Source organism: Streptomyces sp. NPDC102279 (assembly GCF_044766365.1).
GTDB lineage: Bacteria > Actinomycetota > Actinomycetes > Streptomycetales > Streptomycetaceae > Streptomyces.
Map to the genome: position 1 here is coordinate 51,270 of NZ_JBIWLU010000005.1, position 18,469 is coordinate 69,738.

Genomic DNA, 18,469 nt, shown 5'->3' on the forward strand with positions numbered 1-18,469 from the left:
GCGCGGAGTCTACGCGGATGGACCTACCTCTGGGCAGGGCGTACGGCTGCTTCCTGAGACTGCTCGGGAGCCTCCGCGGGGGCGGCGGCGTCCAGGTGCGCCGTCTCGTCCGCATCGTCCGGCTTTGGCTGGGCCGCCTTGGCCTTCGCGTTGTCCGCCGCGCGGTCCACCTTCTCCGGCGTGACGAAGCGGTAGCCGACGTTGCGGACGGTTCCGATCAGCGACTCGTGCTCGGGCCCGAGCTTCGCGCGCAGCCGTCGTACGTGCACGTCGACCGTCCGCGTACCGCCGAAGTAGTCGTAGCCCCAGACCTCCTGGAGCAACTGGGCGCGCGTGAAGACGCGGCCCGGGTGCTGCGCGAGGTACTTCAGGAGCTCGAACTCCTTGAAGGTCAGGTCGAGGACCCGGCCCTTGAGCTTGGCGCTGTACGTCGCCTCGTCCACGGAGAGGTCGCCGTTGCGGATCTCCATGGGGGAGTCGTCGTTGACGATCTGCTGGCGGCCCATCGCGAGCCGCAGCCGTGCCTCGACCTCGGCCGGACCGGCGGTGTCGAGGAGAACGTCGTCGATGCCCCAGTCGGCGGTGACGGCCGCGAGGCCGCCCTCCGTCACGACGAGGATGAGGGGACAGCCGGGTCCCGTGGAGCGCAGCAGCTGACACAGGCTGCGGACCTGCGGGAGATCACGTCGTCCGTCGATGAGGATGACGTCGGCACCGGGGGTGTCGACGAGGGCCGGGCCTTCGGCCGGTGCCACGCGCACGTTGTGCAGCAGCAGGCCGAGAGCGGGAAGCACCTCCGTCGACGGCTGAAGGGCATTGGTCAGGAGCAACAGTGAACTCATCGCACCTCACCCACCTGGGTCGTCCTGCGGTCGTGCTCGGTTCGCTCGCCCATAACGTCTGGTTCCTCCTCGGTCCCTGCGAGGACGTTTGCGGCACTGCTCTCTGCCTGCGACTCCCTCGCCCTGGGATCCGCAGGGCCTCCCTGGCCCCGTACACCTGCGGTTTCCCGCTTCGTATACAACGGTCCTGGAAGCACAAAAGGACCCGGGGGCTACTCTGCCCGAGTCCTCATGCCCAGCAGAATAGCCCACATGAGCTCAGGTCCGGCAGGTCAAGTGACGCGATCTTTCAATAGTCCACACCGTGAGACAACGCCGCGTACCTCCGCCCGGAGGTTTCTGCGCACGGTCGACGGAGTGACGATCGACGCGGCCTACGACCCCGGGGAGCGGCCCGGTGGTGATCTCGCGTTCATCCTGGCGCACGGGTTCACGGGCGATCTGGACCGTCCGCACGTGCGCCGCGCGGCCGGTGTGCTGGGCCGCAGCGCGGCGGTCGTCACCTTCTCCTTCCGTGGTCACGGCGCCTCCGGGGGCCGCTCCACGGTCGGCGACCGGGAGGTCCACGACCTGGCGGCGGCGGTCGCCTGGGCGCGCGAGCTGGGGCACACCCGGATCGTGACGGTCGGCTTCTCGATGGGCGGCTCCGTGGTGCTGCGGCACGCGGCGCTGTACGGGAGGACGGGTTCGGGACCGGGTCCCGCCGAGGCGGCCGGTCCGGAGTACGAGGGGCGCGCGGAGGTGCGCACGGACGCGGTGGTCTCGGTCAGCTCGCCCGCCCGCTGGTACTACCGGGGCACGGCCCCGATGCGGCGGCTGCACTGGCTGGTGACCCGTCCGGAGGGCCGGATCGTGGGCCGGCTGGGCCTGCGCACCCGGATCCACCACCGTGAGTGGGACCCGGTGCCCGCGTCGCCCGTCGAGTGCGTCCCGTACATCGCGCCGACCCCGCTGCTCGTCGTCCACGGGGACAGGGACGGCTACTTCCCGCTCGACCACCCGAGGATGCTGGCCGAGGCGTCGGGCGGCCACGCCGAACTGTGGCTGGAGCACGGCATGGGGCACGCGGAGAACGCGGCCCCGGACGACCTGCTCACCCGCATCGCGGCCTGGGCCGTCGCACACGCGGGCTAGGGCGACCGTCGTGACCGTCCCGTCGTTCGATCCCACGGGGCGGGCACGGCGTCGGGGGGCGGACGGGGATTTGACGACAGGGCCTAGCCTTGCGGGGTCCACGCGAGCGTGTGGGCGCACAGACACCGAACCGCTGATTGAGGAACGAGATGGCAAAGGGCACGGTGCGTTACTGGGCCGCCGCCAAGGCCGCGGCAGGCGTCGCCGAGGAGCCGTACGAGGCGGGCACGCTCGCCGAGGCACTCGACGCGGCCCGCGAACGACACCCCGGCGAGCTCGTCCGCGTCCTGCGACGCTGCTCGTTCCTCATCGACGGTGACCCCGTGGGCACCCGAGGGCATGAGACGGTACGGCTGGCCGAGGGCGGCACGGTCGAGGTGCTCCCGCCGTTCGCAGGAGGGTGAGCGAGACCATGAGCAACCAGCCGTTCGAGGGCCGGTACGAAGGTCAGTACGAGGAGTACGACCCCTACCGGCAGCCCCAGCAGGAGTCCCGGGACCAGCAGTCCCCGCAGCAGGAGCAGCAGGGGCAGCAGGAGCAGGGTCAGCAGCAAGGCCAGGGTGAGCCCGACTGGCAGCAGCAGACCCAGCAGTGGGAGGGGCAGACCTGGGAGACGCAGACGCACCCGTCCGTTCCCGCCGCGGACACCGCCTATCTGCCTCCGCAGGCCTACCCGGCGTACGGCGAGCCGCAGGGCCCCCAGGGCTACGGCGACGCCGCGGGCGACCCCCTGCCGTCCGAGGCCCCCGCCCAGGAGCCGTCCGCCGAGCCGGTGGGCGTCCGGATCCGCCCCGACGGGATCCCGCTCGCCGACGCGACACCCGCCGAGGTCGCGGCAGACGCCACCTCGGACTACGGACCCGCGACCGTCACCGGCAACGCCCGGATCACCGACGCCCAGCGTGCCCGGGCCGAGGGCCGGTCCCCGATCATCGAGCCCGGCATGCAGCCGGCCGCGCTGACGGCGGTCCTCGCGCTGCTGCTCTCCGGAGCGGCGGCCATCGGCGAGTACGCGCTCGTCGTCCCTCTCGTGCTGCTCCAGGCCGTCACCGCGGCGGGCTGGTTCCGGCTGAATGGGATGTGGCCGGCCCGGCAGGGCATCGCGCTGGCCTTCGCCGGTGCGCTGACCGCCGACGTCGCGCTGCTCGCCGCGGGCCGGGAGAACGCGCCCGCCGCGATCCTCGGCACGCTCGGTGTCTGGGTGCTGCTCACCCTCGTGCTCCAGCTGCGCAGCCATGCCGACCCCGACACCCGCATGTACGGGCTGATGGCGACCGTGGCCTCCGCGGCGCTGGCGATCATCGCGGCCGGGCACCTCGCGGCCGAGCCGGACGCCGTCACCGTGGGAGGCGCGGCGGTCGCCGTCGCGATCCTGGCCCGCGCGCTGCCGCTGCCCACCGCGGCCTCCGTGGTGGTCGCGCTGCTGGCCGCCGCGGGCGCCGGTATCGCGGTCGGCGGGATGACGGACCTGGGCACCCAGGGCGCCTTCCTGGGCCTCGGCGCCGGGGTGTGCGCGCTGATCGGGCACCGGGCGGCCAGTTACGACTACCCGTCCCGGTTCGTGCACCTCACCGCGGGTGTGGCCCTGCCGCTGGCCGCCGCCGCCCCCGCCGTCTACCTGCTGGGCCGCGCGCTGGGCTGACGGCCGGTTCCCACCGCCGCGATCCGGTCAACCTGCCGCTCCGAATCGTCACAGCTGATCGACAACCATCATGAAGGGCCCCCGGACCGGGGGCCCTTCATGGTTAGGCTCGCGTTCGGCGGCAACCAGGCCGACCGGACGGGGCCGTCCTACGTGAGGGAACACCGAGCATGCGCGCACTGCGAATATTCCTGATCCTGGTCGTCGTCCTCGGCGGTCTGTTCGTGATCGCCGACCGGGTGGCGGTCCACGTCGCGGAGGACCAGGCGGCGGACCGCGTCAAGAGCACGGAGGGCCTGGCGAACACCCCCGACGTGTCCATCGAGGGCTTCCCGTTCCTCACCCAGGTCGTCGGCGGCGAACTGGACGACGTGAAGATCGGCATCAAGGACTACGAGGCGTCGACGGGCACCTCGGCCGGCACCGTCCGGATCGACGACCTCCGCGCGGAGATGCACGGCGTGGCCTTCTCCGGCGACTTCAGCTCCGCCACCGCCGCCCGGGCCACCGGCACCGCCACGATCGCCTACGACGAGCTGCTCAAGGCCGCCAAGTCCGAGCCGGGGAACGTCGCGCCCGGCCTCACCGCCCAGATCACGGGCCTCTCCGACGGCGGCAACGGCAAGATCAAGGTGACCCTCTCCTCGGAACTCCTCGGCCGCAAGCTGCCGCCGGTCTCGGTGCTCAGCTCCGTCACCGTCTCCGGGGACACGGTCAAGGTGCACGCCGACTCGCTGCCCAAGATCGGTGACACCCAGCTCGTCGAGGGCCCGATCCGGTCGGTCACCGACTTCGAACAGAAGATCCAGAAGCTGCCGGGCGGCATCAAGCTCGACAAGGTCGAGGCGGCCTCGGACGGCGTCGACATCTCGGTGAAGGGTTCGGACGTCAGCCTCGTCGGGTAGGTCGCGGAGGCGGGGAGGCCGGGCGGCCCCGGATGGGCGGAGCCCGGTCCCCGCCCGGAGAAGTGCTGCCTGAAGGGGTCCTGTCCGAAAGGCGAGACGGTCACGTCCGTACCGCAGATGCGTCTTCGGCAGGAAGTCGGCCAGGAGGGCCGGGGCCCGTGCGGCGGCGGCCCCGACGGCGTTCTCGTATCACAGTGCGGACGATCGCGTCTCAGCATACGACACGCCGGTGACATGCCCGCCTGTCCGTCCCTACGATCGGACGCATGAAGCGACAGGCGGATCTCACGAAGCGGCGGGCAGTAGACCTGTGCCGCGTCGCCGCCATGCTCTGTCGCACCTTCTGAGCGGAAGCGTCGACTTCCGCGCGCCGGGCCCTTGGACCTCTCTCGTCAGGGCCACCCTTGCGCCGTGCGGCCTGATCGGCCGGCACCACCGCGCACCCCTCTCCAACGCATCACCCCGCCGCAACTGCCCCGGAGGAGAACGAGCATGAGCCGCACGGACGTCCTGGTAGACGCCGACTGGGTCCAGGACCACCTGGACGACCCGAACGTCGCCGTCGTCGAGGTCGACGAGGACACCTCGGCGTACGAGAAGAACCACATCCGCAACGCCATCCGGATCGACTGGACCAAGGACCTCCAGGACCCGGTCCGCCGTGACTTCATCGACCAGGAGGGCTTCGAGAAGCTCCTCTCGGCGAAGGGCATCGGCAACGACACGCTCGTCGTGCTCTACGGCGGCAACAACAACTGGTTCGCGTCCTACGCCTACTGGTACTTCAAGCTCTACGGCCACGAGAACGTGAAGCTCCTCGACGGCGGCCGCAAGAAGTGGGAGCTCGACTCCCGCGACCTGGTCGACGGCTCGCAGGTCCCCGAGCGCGCCGCGACCGCGTACAAGGCCAAGCCGCAGGACACCTCGATCCGCGCCTTCCGTGACGACGTCGTCGCCGCGATCGGTGCGCAGAACCTGGTCGACGTCCGTTCGCCCGACGAGTTCAGCGGCAAGCTGCTCGCGCCGGCGCACCTGCCGCAGGAGCAGTCGCAGCGTCCGGGCCACGTCCCGAGCGCCCGCAACATCCCGTGGTCGAAGAACGCCAACGACGACGGCACCTTCAAGTCGGACGACGAGCTCAAGGAGCTCTACGCCGACGAGCAGGTCGACCTCGCCAAGGACACCATCGCGTACTGCCGCATCGGTGAGCGTTCCGCGCTCACCTGGTTCGTCCTGCACGAGCTCCTCGGTGTCCAGAACGTCAAGAACTACGACGGCTCCTGGACCGAGTACGGCTCCCTCGTCGGCGTGCCGATCGAGCTCGGCGCCAACAAGTAACCCTCAAGGCCTGAAGGACGGAACCGACATATGTGTGGAGCGAAGGCCGGCGGCCCCGACGCCTCGGCGATCAAGCCCGGTGAGACGACGATCCAGGGTCAGGTGACCCGCGACGGCGAGCCGGTGACGGGCTACGTCCGTCTCCTGGACTCGACCGGCGAGTTCACCGCGGAGGTCCCGACCTCCGCCACGGGCCAGTTCCGCTTCTACGCGGCCGAGGGCACCTGGACCGTCCGGGCGCTGGTCCCCGGTGGCACCGCCGACCGTACGGTCGTGGCGCAGACGGGCGGCCTCGCCGAGATCGCGATCGCCGTCTGAACAGTCGGCCGCCGTCCCTGACGGCGGCCGGACGGAACGGCCGAAGGGCCGCACCCCCGGGGGTTGGACGCTTACCGGATCGGGGTGCGGCCCTTCGGCGTGCCCGCGGCGCCCGCTCGGTGCGGCGGGCACTGCGCCGGACGGGTTGTCCGGGCCTACGCTGGAGGTATGTACGCACGCAGGCGTCACGTGTACTTCGTCATGATGGGGACGTGCATCACGCTGTTCGTCCTCGCCTGGGGCGTCGTACGGCTGTGGTCGGTCCCGGCGGCCGTCGCGATGTGCGTGGTGGCCATGGTCATCCCGCCGGTCGCGGCGATGGCGGCCAACCGGCGCGGCCCCGAGGACCGATGGTGGGACGACCCGTCCGGCGACCGGAAGTCCGACGAGTGGTGGGACGAGCTGGACGGCAAGAAACGACGACAGCAGTAGTCGGTGGCCGGCGGCGGCCCTGTCGGGACAGCGGCAGCGGCTCCACGGCGCCGGCCGGAACGGCGCGGAAGGCTCACATGTCGCGTACGAGGTTGTCCACGGTGGTGCTGGACGCACCCGACGCCCACAAGCTCGCCGAGTTCTATCAGCGGCTGCTCGGCTACACGGTGCGCGCCGAGGAGCCGAACTGGGTGCTCATCGGCCCGCCCTTCGAGGGCACCGCGCTCGCCTTCGAGACCGAGCCGCTCTACACCCCGCCGGTGTGGCCCGCGGGCCCCGGCGACCAGCGGATGATGCTGCACCTCGACATCGAGGTCGACGACCTGGCCGAGGAGACCGAGCGGGCCGAGGAACTGGGCGCCCGGCTCGCCGACCTGCAGCCCCAGGAGGACGTACGGGTGCTGTTCGACCCGGCGGGCCACCCCTTCTGCCTCTGGGTGGACGTCCGCCGCAAGCCGCGTCCCTAGCCGGCCGGCTCCCGCTCCTTGGCCCGTCAGTAGACGAGCGCCTGCGTCCCGTCCGCCATCGCCTCCTGCACGAACACCTGCGCCCCGGCGATCCGTACCCCCTCCAGGACGTCCTTCTCGGTGATGTCGCGGCGGGCCGCGCACTGGGTGCACAGGGTGAGGCGTCCGGCCGCCAGGATCGAGTCGATCAGGTCGGGCAGCGGAGCGGCGTGCGGCAGGTCGAACTCGGCCGCCCGGCCCGGCAGCGCGAACCACGCGGACTCGCCGGTCAGCCAGAAGGACACCTCCACGCCACTGGCCACGGCCACCGCCGCGACGGTGAAGGCCTGAGAGCAGCGTTCCGGGGCGTCGGCCCCCGCCGTCACCTTGATCACGAGCTTGTTCGCCATGCCCGTCATCGTATGCCGAATCGTGATCATCCTTCGTGCAACCCCATGCATGGGCCATGGGTCTCCTGTGCGCGCGGATACGGAATCCACGCTTCACGTTCTGTGGGGGGACGTCTTGGAAGTACCCGAAGGATCCGAAACACCGGAAAGACCGCGCGTGCCTGAAGATGCGCCGGTTGCCGACCCCGGTGCGCAGGCCTCCGAGCCCGCGCAGGCCTCCGAGCCCGCGCAGGCCGTCGGCCCCGTTGTGCGGGCCGCCGAGGCGGACGTCCCGGCCGAACCGCGTGTCCGGCGGCGGCGGGGGCGCACTGCCCTGCTGATCGCCACGGCCGCCGTGCTCGGTCTCGTCGCCGGTACGTGCACCGGATTTGTCATCCAGGCCGACCGTGAGCCCACGAAGCTGGCTCCGCTGTCGCAGCCGGTCGTGGCCCAGGCCAAGGGCGACGGCCCCGAGCCGCTGTCCGCCGCACAGGACCACCGCGTCAAGACGGACGGCGACCTGCGCAAGCTGCTGCTGCCGCGGCCGAAGGGCGCGAAGACGGCCGACTGGCTGGGAGACGCCGACGGCTGGATGGACGTCGGCGCGTACGCCGAGTCGTACGAGAAGCCGGCCGGGGCCTTCCGTGAGCTGATCGCCGACGAGTACCGGCGCGCGGCCGTCACGGGCTGGAGCTCGGGCAGCACGTACACCGTCGAGGTCCGGCTCGTGCAGTTCCGCCAGGAGGAGAAGCTCGCCGCCGCCGACTCCGCGGAGGAGGGTCACTACTGGGCGGCCAAGAAGAGCGACACGAGCGACTGGCCCGTCCCGGGCACCGGGGACGGCGTGGCGTACGTCCACAACAAGCCCGACACCAAGCCCGGTTACCTGCCGCTCTACGAGGCCGAGGCTCATGCCTGGCGTGGTGACGTCGCCGTGGAGATCTGGGTCTACGACAGCAAGCCGATTCCCAAGGCCAAGATCATGGACCTGGCCGAGCGGCAGATGGAGCGGCTGTGAACGAGCACGCCGAGAACCCTGAGGACGTGCGGCCCGCCCCGGCGTCGGCCGCACCGGAATCGACTCCCGCCGAGGCCGAGGCTGTAGCAGAGATCGAGACCCCGGCTGTGGCACCGGCGCCCGCGGACACCCCCGCGGCGGCGGAGTCCGGCGTGCCGGCGGAGCCCTCCGACGCGCCCGTACCGCGCAGGAAGCCGCTCCGCCGTGGCCGTATCGCCGCCGTGGCCGGTGCCGTGCTGCTGGCCGGAGCCGTCATCGCGGGCAGCGCCTACACCGTCGTGACCGTCCAGGACGCCGACCGTGACGCGGGCGCGCCCACCTGGAAGCTCCCGCGAGGGGAGAAGCACGAGGTCAAGAACGCGAAGGCCGCGTCGACGCTGGCCTCCGTGCTCGTGCCGTACGACGACAGCTGGAGCCGTGGCCCGGACATCGCCGAGTTCGGCTCCGACGCCGCGCTCAGCGGAGGCGAGGCGACGGCCCTGCGCAAGGAGTCGATCCGCAGCCTGCCCCGTTCGCAGCGGCGGCAGATCGAGAAGCAGATCGAGAAGCAGCACACCAAGGGCATGGCGATGCGCAGCTACCTGAGCACGTCGAACGCGAGCGACTCCACGCTCTACGCGGCAGGCGCCTACGCGGTGAGCATCGAGCTGGTCCAGATGGAGGACAAGGCGGCGGTCCGGGACAGGTCCACGTTCCAGAACGAGTTGTTCGACGCCCTGAAGGTCTTCCGCGCCGGACCGAAGATCGAGGGCTACAAGAACGCCAAGTGCTTCCTGCCGCCCAAGGACCAGAAGGAGAAGCTCGACATGATGATCTGCTCCGCCTACCAGGGCGACGTGCAGGTCAGCGTCACCGCGTACGGAGTCAAGCCGCTGAACAGCAAGGGAGTCGCGATGCTCCTGCGTCAGCAGCTCGACCGCATCAAGACCCCGGGGGAGGCGGTATGACCGAGCAGACGACCCAGGTCGACGACGCGCAGCCGGAACCGGACACGCTGCCGACGGAGTCCACGCGGCCGGAGCAGGACCCGAGGCAGGAGGAGGTCTCGGCGTCCGTCGAGGCGACCGCACCGGTAGGGGAGACCGCGGCGGCCGAGCCGGAGTCCGTGGTGCCGCATCCGCAGCCGCAGCCCGAGATGGCGGCCCCGTACGCCGGGCAGGCGGGCTTCATTCCGCCGCCGCCCACCGCGCCGCCGGTGTTCCCCGCACCGCAGGAACCCCCGGTCAAGGTCAGGAAGGACCGCCGGGTGCTGCGTGCCGTGCTGCGGTGGACCGCCGCCACGGTGGTCTTCGCGGCGGTCGGGGCGTCTGCGGCGTACGGCATCACGCGCATGGAGCGGACCGACGTACCCGGTCTGGCGACGGAACCCGACGGACGCTGGGACTACCCGGCGATCGCGAAGCCGCCGCTGCCGTCCGGCAGCCCGGCCCCCTTCGCCGGCGCGGACAAGGCCGGCGTGCACTCCGCCGACCTGCGCGCGCTCCTGCTTGCCGCGCCGAAGGGCGCGAAGGCGGACGCGGCACTGCGGGGTGACGACGGCTGGCTGTCGTCCAAGGCCTTCCTTTCCCAGTACGCCGAGAAGGTGGATCGCGAGACGGTCGGCCAGATGCTGACCGACGACGCGGTGCGGCACATCGCGGCGCGCGGCTGGACCACCGCGGACGGCACGCGCACGCGGATCTACCTGCTCCAGTTCGACACCGCCGCCGTCGCGGAGGAGCTCGTGTCCACGAAGCTCACGAACTACGACGGGGCGCAGTACGCGGTCACCGGGGCCGCCACGTCCCAGCGCGACGAGCACTTCCCCGCCGCGTCCGAGATCGACGACATCACCCGGTTCGCGTACACGGAGAGCAAGCCGTACGGCCCCGAGCAGGTCCGCGAGGCCTATCTGTCGGCCGGCGACACCATCGCGCTGGTCGTGCAGTCCCACAAGGGGGTCGCGCAGGCGGTGCCGTTCCAGCAGACGGTGGTCCTGCAGAGCCAGCTGCTCGACTGAGGCCGCGTGGCCCCGGGAGGGTGTACCTGAAAGAGAGTGCCGGGCCCCAGCCGCGTAAGCTGGGGCCCGGCCTTGTGTACGTCCCCAGTCGCGGCCGCGCCGGGCGGGGGACCCCGTTCCGCTCACCGAGGAGCACCCGTGGAGATCTTCTTCGAAACCCTTCTGGTCCTGGTCTGCGTCGGCGTGCTCGCCTTCGCCGGACTGACCGTGAAGAAGCTGTACCAGGGCCAGCGCTGACCCCCATCAAGGAACTGTTCAGCTCATGATCGAGATCCCGTCGGACCTCCACAAGGACCTGGTCCCCCTTGTCTTCCTCCTCGGCGACTGGGCCGGAGTCGGCGTGTACGACTTCCCCGGCTCCGAGAAGTGCAACTTCGGACAGGAGGTCAGCTTCAGCCACGACGGCCGGGACTTCCTGGAGTACCGCTCGCACAGCTGGGTGCTCGACGCGGAGGGCAACAAGGTCCGCCCGCTGGAGACCGAGACCGGCTTCTGGCGCGTCGACGCCGACCGCAAGGTCGAGGTCGTGATGACGCGTGACGACGGCGTCGTCGAGATCTGGTACGGCGAACTCGCCGACAAGAAGCCGCAGATCGACCTGGTCACCGACGCCGTGGCCCGCACCGCCGCGTCCGGCCCGTACAGCGGTGGCAAGCGCCTCTACGGCTATGTGAACAGCGACCTCATGTGGGTCGGTGAGAAGCAGACCCCCGAGGTCGAGCTGCGCCCCTACATGTCCGGTCACCTGAAGAAGACCGTGACTCCGGAGGACGTCGAGCGCTGGGCCAAGGACCTGCCCGAGGACATGCCGGACGACGGCATCGCCTTCTTCAAGTAGGCCCGGTCCGCCCGGCCGAAGCCGCCGCTGTCGTTCATCAGCTCGGTTCGGCGCCGAATGGTCCTAGACTTCCAGTGTGGTGAGCACCGACTGGAAGAGCGACCTCAGGCAGCGCGGCTACCGGCTGACGCCGCAGCGTCAGCTTGTCCTCGAAGCAGTGGACACCCTGGAGCACGCGACCCCCGACGACATCCTCGTGGAAGTGAGGAAGACGGCGTCGGGGGTCAACATCTCCACCGTCTACCGGACCCTGGAGCTCCTGGAGGAGCTCGGGCTGGTCAGCCATGCCCACCTCGGGCACGGCGCGCCGACGTACCACCTGGCCGACCGGCACCATCACATCCACCTCGTCTGCCGGGACTGCACGAACGTCATCGAGGCCGACGTCTCCGTCGCCGCCGAGTTCACCGCGAAGCTCCGGGACAGCTTCGGCTTCGAGACGGACATGAAGCACTTCGCGATCTTCGGACGCTGCAAGGACTGCGCGGCCGGGCAGAAGTGACCGGGAAGCGGTCCTTCGCCGATCAGGCGGCCGGGCCGCAGAAATAAAAATGACGACCCCACGGTCGTAGTGTGTATGTCCATGAAGAGCTCCCTCCTGTCCCTGCCGGGCGCCGTTCCCGCCGAAGGCGTGGACGAAGGCGTCGCGGCGCACTACGGCGACCTGTTCCGCGAGCAGCGTGCCCTCGCCGACGGCCTCGGCTTCGTGGACCTCTCGCACCGTGGCGTCGTCACCGTCACCGGCGACGACCGGCTCGCCTGGCTGCACCTGCTGCTCACCCAGCACGTCACCGACCTCCCCGTGGGCCGGGCCACCGAGGCGCTGATCCTCTCCGCGAACGGCCACATCGAGCACGCGCTCTACCTCGTGGACGACGGCACGACGGTCTGGATGCACACGGAACCGGACACCCAGGAAGCGCTGATCGCCTACCTGGAGTCGATGAAGTTCTTCTACCGCGTGGACGTCGCCGACCGCACGGCCGACTTCGCGGTGGTGTACCTCCCGGCCGGTTCGATCGCCGAGGTCCCCGAGGGCGTCGTCGTCCGCGAGACGCCGTACGGCCGTGATCTCTTCCTGCCCCGCGCGGACCTGGAGTCCTACGCGCGGAAGGCCGGCCCGGCCGCCGGACTCCTCGCCCACGAGGCGCTGCGCGTCGAACAGCACCGGCCCCGCCTCGGCTTCGAGACCGACCACCGCACCATCCCGCACGAGCTGGGCTGGATCGGCACCGCCGTGCACCTCCAGAAGGGCTGCTACCGCGGCCAGGAGACCGTCGCGCGCGTCCAGAACCTGGGCAAGCCCCCGCGCCGCCTGGTCTTCCTGCACCTCGACGGCAGCGAGGTCCACCTGCCCGCGCACGGCACCGAGCTGCGCCTCTCCGCGGACGGCCCCGACGGCCGCAAGATCGGCTTCATCACGACGGCCGCACGCCACCACGAGCTGGGCCCGATCGCCCTCGCGCTCGTGAAGCGCAACGTGCCGCTCGACGCCCCGCTGACGGCGGACTCGACAGCGGCGGCCCAGGAGGTCGTGGTCGAGCCGTAGGGGCCACCCGCGGGGCCTGGGCTCACATCTCCAGGAGGACGGTGAACGGGCCGTCGTTGGTGAGGGAGACACGCATCCCGGCGCCGAAGCGGCCCGTGGCCACGGTGGCGCCCAGGGCGCGGAGCTGCGCCACGACCTCGTCGACGAGCGGCTCCGCGACATCGCCGGGGGCGGCGGCGTTCCAGGTGGGGCGGCGGCCCTTGCGGGCGTCGCCGTAGAGCGTGAACTGGCTGATGACCAGCAGCGGCGCGTCGATGTCTGAGCAGGACCGCTCCTCGCTCAGCATCCGGACGGACCAGAGTTTCCGGGCGAGCTGTGCCGCCTTCTCCTTGGTGTCCTCATGCGTGACACCGACCAGGACGCACAGGCCCTCGCCGTTGATCTCGCCGACCGTCTCGCCGTCCACGACGACGCTCGCGCCGTCCACCCTCTGCACCACCGCACGCATGCCGACCATGATGCCGTGCCCCGCCGGCGTGACGCTCTGCGGGCCCTTCGCGTGATTTCCGGAGGTTACTAACCCCCCATCTGGGGCCGATCGGGGGCACTCGGTCACATAGCGACCACCGGGGGTGGCACCATGCGGGGTGTTGCGGTGCATCCGGTGGGTGGACCGCGCCGGTCGAGGGGACGGTAGAGGCACATGAGCACACCGAGTACAGGGCGACAGCCCGGGGCCGTGTCATTGACCCGCACGAGCGCACGGGCGGGCCGGGCGGCGTCCCGGCCGCCGGTGCAGCGCACCGACAGCGGCCCGCTGCCCGCCGACGCGGGCCGGCCCGGTCTCGGCGTGCTCCGGCTGCCCGAACTGCGGACCCTGCGCCGGGAGGCCCAGCGGAACGAGGCCGATCTCAGCTACGTACGACGGCTCCTCCAGGGGCGTATCGACATCACGCGCGCGGAGCTCGCGCGCCGGGGACAGCGGCGGATGCCCGCCGCGACCTCGGGGCACCGGCCGTTCCTGCCCGCCAGGGAGCCGTCCGTCGTCGAGCGGCTCTCGGAGATCCTCACGGACGCCCCGGCCCGCCACCGCTCCTCCGCCCGCCATGTGACGGTGGGCACGCCCCACAGCGAGGAGTACCGGGCGCTCGCCGCCGACATGCTCGCCGAGGTGGAGCTGTCGGACCTGGACGCCCGGACGGACGAAGAGCTGAGCGCGGGCCTCGGCCGTCTCGTCCGCTACGAGCAGCAGGTCTCCCGGCAGCGCCAGCAGCTCCAGCGCACCGCGGACGACTGCAGCGCGGAGATCGCCCGCAGGTACCGTGAAGGCGAAGCACAAGTAGACGACCTGCTCATGTGACGCGGCGGCCCCGGCGATCCCGGGGCCGAGAGGCACGCCGGAACCTGGAGGCGGCTTCGCTCCGCGGCGGCGGGCGCGGTCCCGGGTACGACCCGGGTGACGCCCTCCGGGCGGGTCCCTTCCCGGAAGGTCACCGCCGATGCCCGCCACGCCCCGCACGCCCGAAGGCCCCTCCACCCCGGACGGCATGTCCGCCCCGGCGGCCGGGACCCCCGCCGGTTCTCCGCCGGTCCTCGCCGAGGTCGTACGCTCCGGTTTCGTCGAGGGCCACCATCGCGGCAGCCTGGTCCTGCTGGCCGCCGACGGGTCGGTCGAGCTGGCGCTCGGCGATGTGACGGCACCCGTCTTCCCCCGCTCCTCGAACAAGCCCATGCAGGCGGCGGGCGTCCTGCGCGCCGGCCTCGACCTGTCCGGGGAGCGCCTCGCCCTCGCCGCCGCCAGCCATTCCGGGGAGATCTTCCACCGCGACCTGGTGCGGAAGATGCTCATCGAGAACGGGCTGACCGGCGACCAGCTCCAGTGCCCGCCCGACCTGCCGCTGGACGCCGTCGAGGCGGAGACGTACCTCGCCGCCGGTGCCGTACGGGACCGGGTCACCATGAACTGCTCCGGCAAGCACACGGCGATGCTCGCGGTCTGTGCCCAGCGAGGGTGGCCCACCGAGTCGTACCTCGATCCCGGGCACCCGCTCCAGCAGCTGATTCACACGGTGGTCGAGGAGGCCGCGGGGGAGCCGGTCGCGGCGGTCGGTACGGACGGCTGCGGGGCGCCCCTGATGGCCATCGGCCTCACCGGCCTGGCCCGCGCCTTCCGCCACTTCGTCCTCGCCGCCCCCGGCTCCGCGGAACGCCGTGTCGCCGACGCCATGCGAGCCCACCCCGAGTACGTCGCGGGCACCCGGCGTCCCGACACCTGGCTGATGCGGGAGATCCCGGGCGCGCTGTCCAAGATGGGCGCCGAAGCGGTCCAGGCGGTCGCCCTACCGGACGGCCGCGCCCTGGCCTTCAAGATCGACGACGGCTCCACCCGAGCCCTCGGCCCCGTCCTCGCCCGCGCCCTGACCCTCCTGAACGTGACGTCCCCGATCCTCCAGAAGATAGGCAGGGCCCCCTTGCTGGGCGGAGGCAGGGAAGTGGGCGAGATAAGGGCCACGTTCTGAGGAACGGAGATCCCCGCGGGGGTCGCGGGGCACGGAGCGACAAGCCCCCACGGCCGCGCGCAGCAGGGTTGGGGGCGAAGCCCCGGGAGTGCCGCGAGATCGACCCCACCGGGCGGGCGCTGGACCGGCGGCCTGGGGCAGGGGTTGGGGGCGAAGCCCGGGGAGCGCCGGGTGGTGTTCAGGGGCGCGGGGAACTGCGCGACCGGCCCGCACCGGGGTGCGTCGGAACAACCACCTGGGAGGGCGGGCGTCGGGGGACGCGCCCCGGACACCAACGAGGCCCCTCGGCAGGGGTGCCGGCGGCGGAAACCCCCGCGACACCCCGCCGACAGGCGCCTAGCGTGGCCCCATGACCCCGCACGACGGCACCGCCCCCACCCCCCTCATGGTCCGCCCCCTCGCACCCCCCGACATCCCGGACTGGCTGCGCGCGCTGAACACGGGGTTCCTGCGCCCGCCGACGGTGTCCAAGGAGGAGACCGAGGCGCGGGGCGCGGGACTTGTCCTGCCGCGCACCCTGGGCGCGTACGACGGGGACCGCTGCGTGGCGACGTTCCGCTCGTTCCCCCAGGAGCTCACCGTGGTGGGCGGCGCCACCGTCCCCGCGGACGCGATCTCCAGCGTCACGGTCTCGCCCACCCACCGCCGCCGCGGCCTCCTCACCCGCATGATGGAGGCCGACCTGGCGGCGGCGAGGGAGCGCGGCGACGTCGTCGCGACGCTCATCGCCGCCGAGTACCCGATCTACGGCCGCTACGGCTTCGGCCCCGTCACCACCACCGCCGAGTGGACCATCGACGTCGCGCGCACGGGCCTCGACCCCCGCTGGGCGGGCCCAGGCGACGGCGGCCGCGTCGACCTCGTGGACGCCGAGGACGTGCGCCGCGACGGACCCGGGGTGCACGAACGCTTCCGCCGCGGCCGGCCCGGCGCCATCAACCGCGACGACCGCTGGTGGCAGATCAACACCGGTGTCCTGAGGCTCGGCGGCGACCCCTGGAAGGAACCCTTCTACGCCGCGTACCGCTCGGCGTCCGGCGAGATCGAGGGCCTGGTCTCCTACGAGTCCGACGACCACTGGGACGACTCCAACCAGCCGCAGAACACCGCGACGGTGAACTGGCTGATCGCGGTGACGCCGGCGGCGGAACGCGCCCTGTGGCGGTACCTCTGCTCGGTCGACTGGATCGCCCGGGTCAAGACGGGTGGGCGCGCCCCCGACGACCTGGTGCCGCAGTTCCTGCCGGACCCGCGGGCCGCGCGCATCACGACCCAGTCGGACTGGCTGTGGGTACGCATCCTGGACGTCGTACGGGCCCTGGAGGTACGGACGTACGGGGCTGCCGGGACGCTCGTCCTGGAGGTGACGGACGAGAGCGGGCCGGCGGGTGGCCGCTACCGGCTGCAAGCCGCCGCGGACGGGACCGCGACCTGCGCCCCGACCACGGAGGACGCTCAACTCACCGTCCCGGTCGCCGAGCTGGCCACCCTCTGGCTCGGTGACGACTCCGCGGAGCGGCTCGTGGCGCTCGGCCGGGTCCGGGAACGGCAAGAGGGCGCCGCCTCCGTAGCCGACGCCCTGCTGCGGACGTCCAGGCGACCGTGGTGCCCGGACATCTTCTGAACTACCGTTTTCGGTCCGTCAGTTCCCCTTCCATGCGGGTGCCGGGCTGTTTCCCGTGAGCTCTGATCTCTTGATCCGTAGCGATTCAGTTGTGGTTGTTTTTCTGGTGGTGCGGTGGTGCGGTGGTGCGGTGGTGCGGACCGACCGGGCTCCCGGCTCCCCTCCGGAGGAGAGACCGGTCGGCCGGGCCGACGGACGGCAGGCGTCCGTCAGCCGGACTGGGCGAGCAGCATCACGAGGATCACCGCCCCGATGCCGCTGATCATGGTGTTCTTGGCCTTGAGGCCGACGGACAGCGCGACGAACGCGATGATGCCCATCGGTCCGTACTTCCACTGGATGAGCTGCTCGAATCCGATGGCGAGGGCGGCGACGGCGAGGGCGATGAGCGGCATGACGGTCCCTCCTTCGGGACGGGGAGGCGAACCCCGTTGAGGACCGTCCGCCTCGTCACCCGATCCGCGGGCGATGCTCAGGCGGCCAACCCCCGGGAAGCTTGACCATGTTGTGCAAGTTGGTGACCAACTCACTCCTAGTTATCTCCATGTTGGGACGACTCATAACCACCTATCCGACAACTGCCCAAAGATGGCGGGAAGTTGTAGTGTTTGGTCGTGGAGCCGGAACATATCGCCGTCAACGGGCGGAACGGGTCGCCGCGGCCGCCCAGGTCTCACCGCGAGGTGGCCGACGAGCTGCGCAGCCGGATCAGGTCCGGTCAGCTGCGGGCCGGTGAGCGCATGCCCACCCAGGCCAGGCTGGCCGACGAGTTCGGCGTCGAGCGCGGCGCGGTGCGCCAGGCGCTGCGCATCCTGCAGTCGGAGCAACTGCTCGTCAATGTGTCCAAGGGGAGCCCGGCGACCGTCGCGGAGCCTCCCGAGAGGGTTCTGACAGGCCCGGAAGCCGTGCCGCAGCCGACCACGGTGGCGCTCGGCGCGCGCGTGACGGCCGCGTTCGCCGCCCCTCACGTGGAGATCGACGCACTGTGTCTCACGGCGATATCGCTGACCCTCGCCATGGGCGAGCCCTTGCGTCAGATTCACGCCGGACGCATGAATCCGGCCAGGGTGGACGTCCGTGTGCTGCTTCCGAGCAGTGACATCGACCTGGCCTTCCCGGCACCCGTCGACGCCCGCTCCGACGGCCGGCTCCAGCGCAACTGGCTCGCCAACCGCAACGCGCAGGGGCAGGTGCTGCGGCACAACCTGCTGGCCCTGAGGTCCACGCACGGCATCGACGTCGAGGTCACCTTCCGGGCACTGCCCTTCACCCCGCCCGTGAAGCTGTACCTGCTCAACGGCACCGAGGCGCTCTTCGCGTACTACACGCTCGCCCGGCGTGAGGAGGAGATCGACCATGAGCAGCTGGAGATGTACGACGTCCAGGGCACCCGCTCCACGCTCTTCCCCTTCGCGCAGGGGGCGGGACTGCGGGACACGACGTTCGTGGAGCAGTCCCACCTGTGGTTCAACGCGCTGTGGGAGACCATCAGCTCGGAGCTTGTGCTCTCGGGCTGAGGCCTCCCGGATGCGGTGT

General features: G+C 71.3%; 23 protein-coding genes. 19 read left to right on the top strand and 4 right to left on the bottom strand.

What is annotated here, in order from left to right; translation table 11 throughout:
• Nucleotides 1-23 precede the first annotated feature (23 nt).
• Nucleotides 24-842 (bottom strand): response regulator transcription factor, encoded by an 819-nt coding sequence (locus ACIRQH_RS13160; RefSeq protein ID WP_358821952.1) that lies wholly within the window; start codon nucleotides 840-842, stop codon nucleotides 24-26.
• Nucleotides 843-1,094: 252 nt separating this feature from the next.
• Between ACIRQH_RS13160 and ACIRQH_RS13165 the strand changes: the two genes are divergently transcribed.
• The 9 genes from ACIRQH_RS13165 (at nucleotide 1,095) to ACIRQH_RS13205 (ending at nucleotide 7,078) form a co-directional block, all read left to right on the top strand.
• Nucleotides 1,095-1,976, top strand: coding sequence for an alpha/beta hydrolase (locus ACIRQH_RS13165; protein WP_404225771.1), 882 nt, complete (start codon nucleotides 1,095-1,097; stop codon nucleotides 1,974-1,976).
• Between the two features lie 149 nt (nucleotides 1,977-2,125).
• Nucleotides 2,126-2,380 (top strand): MoaD/ThiS family protein, encoded by a 255-nt coding sequence (locus ACIRQH_RS13170; RefSeq protein WP_081218128.1) that lies wholly within the window; start codon nucleotides 2,126-2,128, stop codon nucleotides 2,378-2,380.
• 8 nt (nucleotides 2,381-2,388) lie between these two features.
• Nucleotides 2,389-3,618: a hypothetical protein gene (locus ACIRQH_RS13175; RefSeq protein WP_358821954.1), complete on the top strand. Its 1,230-nt coding sequence runs from the start codon at nucleotides 2,389-2,391 to the stop codon at nucleotides 3,616-3,618.
• A gap of 170 nt (nucleotides 3,619-3,788) precedes the next feature.
• A complete protein-coding gene (locus ACIRQH_RS13180; RefSeq protein ID WP_404225773.1) occupies nucleotides 3,789-4,523 on the top strand; it encodes a DUF2993 domain-containing protein in 735 nt (244 codons plus the stop codon).
• A 266-nt stretch (nucleotides 4,524-4,789) separates the two neighbouring features.
• On the top strand, nucleotides 4,790-4,870 hold the full coding sequence (locus ACIRQH_RS13185; protein ID WP_350310325.1) for a putative leader peptide: 81 nt from the start codon (nucleotides 4,790-4,792) through the stop codon (nucleotides 4,868-4,870).
• Between the two features lie 145 nt (nucleotides 4,871-5,015).
• Nucleotides 5,016-5,861, top strand: coding sequence for a sulfurtransferase (locus tag ACIRQH_RS13190; protein WP_358821956.1), 846 nt, complete (start codon nucleotides 5,016-5,018; stop codon nucleotides 5,859-5,861).
• Between the two features lie 30 nt (nucleotides 5,862-5,891).
• Nucleotides 5,892-6,179: a DUF1416 domain-containing protein gene (locus tag ACIRQH_RS13195; RefSeq protein ID WP_358821957.1), complete on the top strand. Its 288-nt coding sequence runs from the start codon at nucleotides 5,892-5,894 to the stop codon at nucleotides 6,177-6,179.
• Between the two features lie 168 nt (nucleotides 6,180-6,347).
• The gene (locus tag ACIRQH_RS13200; protein ID WP_355879050.1) at nucleotides 6,348-6,611 is read left to right on the top strand and encodes a DUF3099 domain-containing protein; all 264 of its coding nucleotides are present in this window, start codon (nucleotides 6,348-6,350) and stop codon (nucleotides 6,609-6,611) included.
• Between the two features lie 77 nt (nucleotides 6,612-6,688).
• Nucleotides 6,689-7,078 carry a VOC family protein gene (locus ACIRQH_RS13205; protein ID WP_358821958.1) on the top strand — a complete coding sequence of 130 codons (390 nt, stop codon included), beginning with the start codon at nucleotides 6,689-6,691 and terminating at the stop codon, nucleotides 7,076-7,078.
• A gap of 26 nt (nucleotides 7,079-7,104) precedes the next feature.
• Here the strand turns inward: ACIRQH_RS13205 and ACIRQH_RS13210 are convergent, their stop codons facing one another.
• Nucleotides 7,105-7,467 carry a DsrE family protein gene (locus tag ACIRQH_RS13210; RefSeq protein ID WP_358821959.1) on the bottom strand — a complete coding sequence of 121 codons (363 nt, stop codon included), beginning with the start codon at nucleotides 7,465-7,467 and terminating at the stop codon, nucleotides 7,105-7,107.
• A gap of 157 nt (nucleotides 7,468-7,624) precedes the next feature.
• On the opposite strand from ACIRQH_RS13210, the gene ACIRQH_RS13215 reads away from it, so the two are divergent.
• The 6 genes from ACIRQH_RS13215 (at nucleotide 7,625) to ACIRQH_RS13240 (ending at nucleotide 12,850) form a co-directional block, all read left to right on the top strand.
• Nucleotides 7,625-8,464 carry a hypothetical protein gene (locus ACIRQH_RS13215; protein ID WP_404225776.1) on the top strand — a complete coding sequence of 280 codons (840 nt, stop codon included), beginning with the start codon at nucleotides 7,625-7,627 and terminating at the stop codon, nucleotides 8,462-8,464.
• Nucleotides 8,461-9,411, top strand: a complete 951-nt coding sequence (locus ACIRQH_RS13220) for a hypothetical protein (protein WP_358821961.1) — start codon at nucleotides 8,461-8,463, stop codon at nucleotides 9,409-9,411. The genes ACIRQH_RS13215 and ACIRQH_RS13220 overlap by 4 nt, the downstream gene beginning before the upstream one ends.
• Nucleotides 9,408-10,463 carry a hypothetical protein gene (locus ACIRQH_RS13225; RefSeq protein WP_404225778.1) on the top strand — a complete coding sequence of 352 codons (1,056 nt, stop codon included), beginning with the start codon at nucleotides 9,408-9,410 and terminating at the stop codon, nucleotides 10,461-10,463. The genes ACIRQH_RS13220 and ACIRQH_RS13225 overlap by 4 nt, the downstream gene beginning before the upstream one ends.
• 262 nt (nucleotides 10,464-10,725) lie before the next feature.
• Nucleotides 10,726-11,301, top strand: coding sequence for an FABP family protein (locus ACIRQH_RS13230; protein ID WP_358821963.1), 576 nt, complete (start codon nucleotides 10,726-10,728; stop codon nucleotides 11,299-11,301).
• A 76-nt stretch (nucleotides 11,302-11,377) separates the two neighbouring features.
• Nucleotides 11,378-11,803 (top strand): transcriptional repressor, encoded by a 426-nt coding sequence (locus ACIRQH_RS13235; protein ID WP_358821964.1) that lies wholly within the window; start codon nucleotides 11,378-11,380, stop codon nucleotides 11,801-11,803.
• Between the two features lie 81 nt (nucleotides 11,804-11,884).
• Nucleotides 11,885-12,850 (top strand): YgfZ/GcvT domain-containing protein, encoded by a 966-nt coding sequence (locus ACIRQH_RS13240; protein ID WP_388875033.1) that lies wholly within the window; start codon nucleotides 11,885-11,887, stop codon nucleotides 12,848-12,850.
• Between the two features lie 22 nt (nucleotides 12,851-12,872).
• Here the strand turns inward: ACIRQH_RS13240 and dtd are convergent, their stop codons facing one another.
• Nucleotides 12,873-13,298, bottom strand: coding sequence for a D-aminoacyl-tRNA deacylase (gene dtd / locus ACIRQH_RS13245; RefSeq protein WP_358821966.1), 426 nt, complete (start codon nucleotides 13,296-13,298; stop codon nucleotides 12,873-12,875).
• 195 nt (nucleotides 13,299-13,493) lie between these two features.
• Here dtd and ACIRQH_RS13250 point away from each other — a divergent pair, with 195 nt between their 5' ends.
• From ACIRQH_RS13250 to ACIRQH_RS13260, 3 genes are all read left to right on the top strand, one after another.
• Nucleotides 13,494-14,150: an AmfC protein gene (locus ACIRQH_RS13250; protein ID WP_388875030.1), complete on the top strand. Its 657-nt coding sequence runs from the start codon at nucleotides 13,494-13,496 to the stop codon at nucleotides 14,148-14,150.
• Nucleotides 14,151-14,337: 187 nt separating this feature from the next.
• Nucleotides 14,338-15,309: an asparaginase gene (locus ACIRQH_RS13255; protein WP_388875134.1), complete on the top strand. Its 972-nt coding sequence runs from the start codon at nucleotides 14,338-14,340 to the stop codon at nucleotides 15,307-15,309.
• Between the two features lie 349 nt (nucleotides 15,310-15,658).
• The gene (locus ACIRQH_RS13260) at nucleotides 15,659-16,933 is read left to right on the top strand and encodes a GNAT family N-acetyltransferase (RefSeq protein WP_404225782.1); all 1,275 of its coding nucleotides are present in this window, start codon (nucleotides 15,659-15,661) and stop codon (nucleotides 16,931-16,933) included.
• A 209-nt stretch (nucleotides 16,934-17,142) separates the two neighbouring features.
• Here the strand turns inward: ACIRQH_RS13260 and ACIRQH_RS13265 are convergent, their stop codons facing one another.
• Nucleotides 17,143-17,328: a hypothetical protein gene (locus ACIRQH_RS13265; RefSeq protein WP_081218099.1), complete on the bottom strand. Its 186-nt coding sequence runs from the start codon at nucleotides 17,326-17,328 to the stop codon at nucleotides 17,143-17,145.
• A 213-nt stretch (nucleotides 17,329-17,541) separates the two neighbouring features.
• Between ACIRQH_RS13265 and ACIRQH_RS13270 the strand changes: the two genes are divergently transcribed.
• Nucleotides 17,542-18,450, top strand: a complete 909-nt coding sequence (locus tag ACIRQH_RS13270) for a GntR family transcriptional regulator (RefSeq protein WP_358821969.1) — start codon at nucleotides 17,542-17,544, stop codon at nucleotides 18,448-18,450.
• Nucleotides 18,451-18,469: the final 19 nt, after the last annotated feature.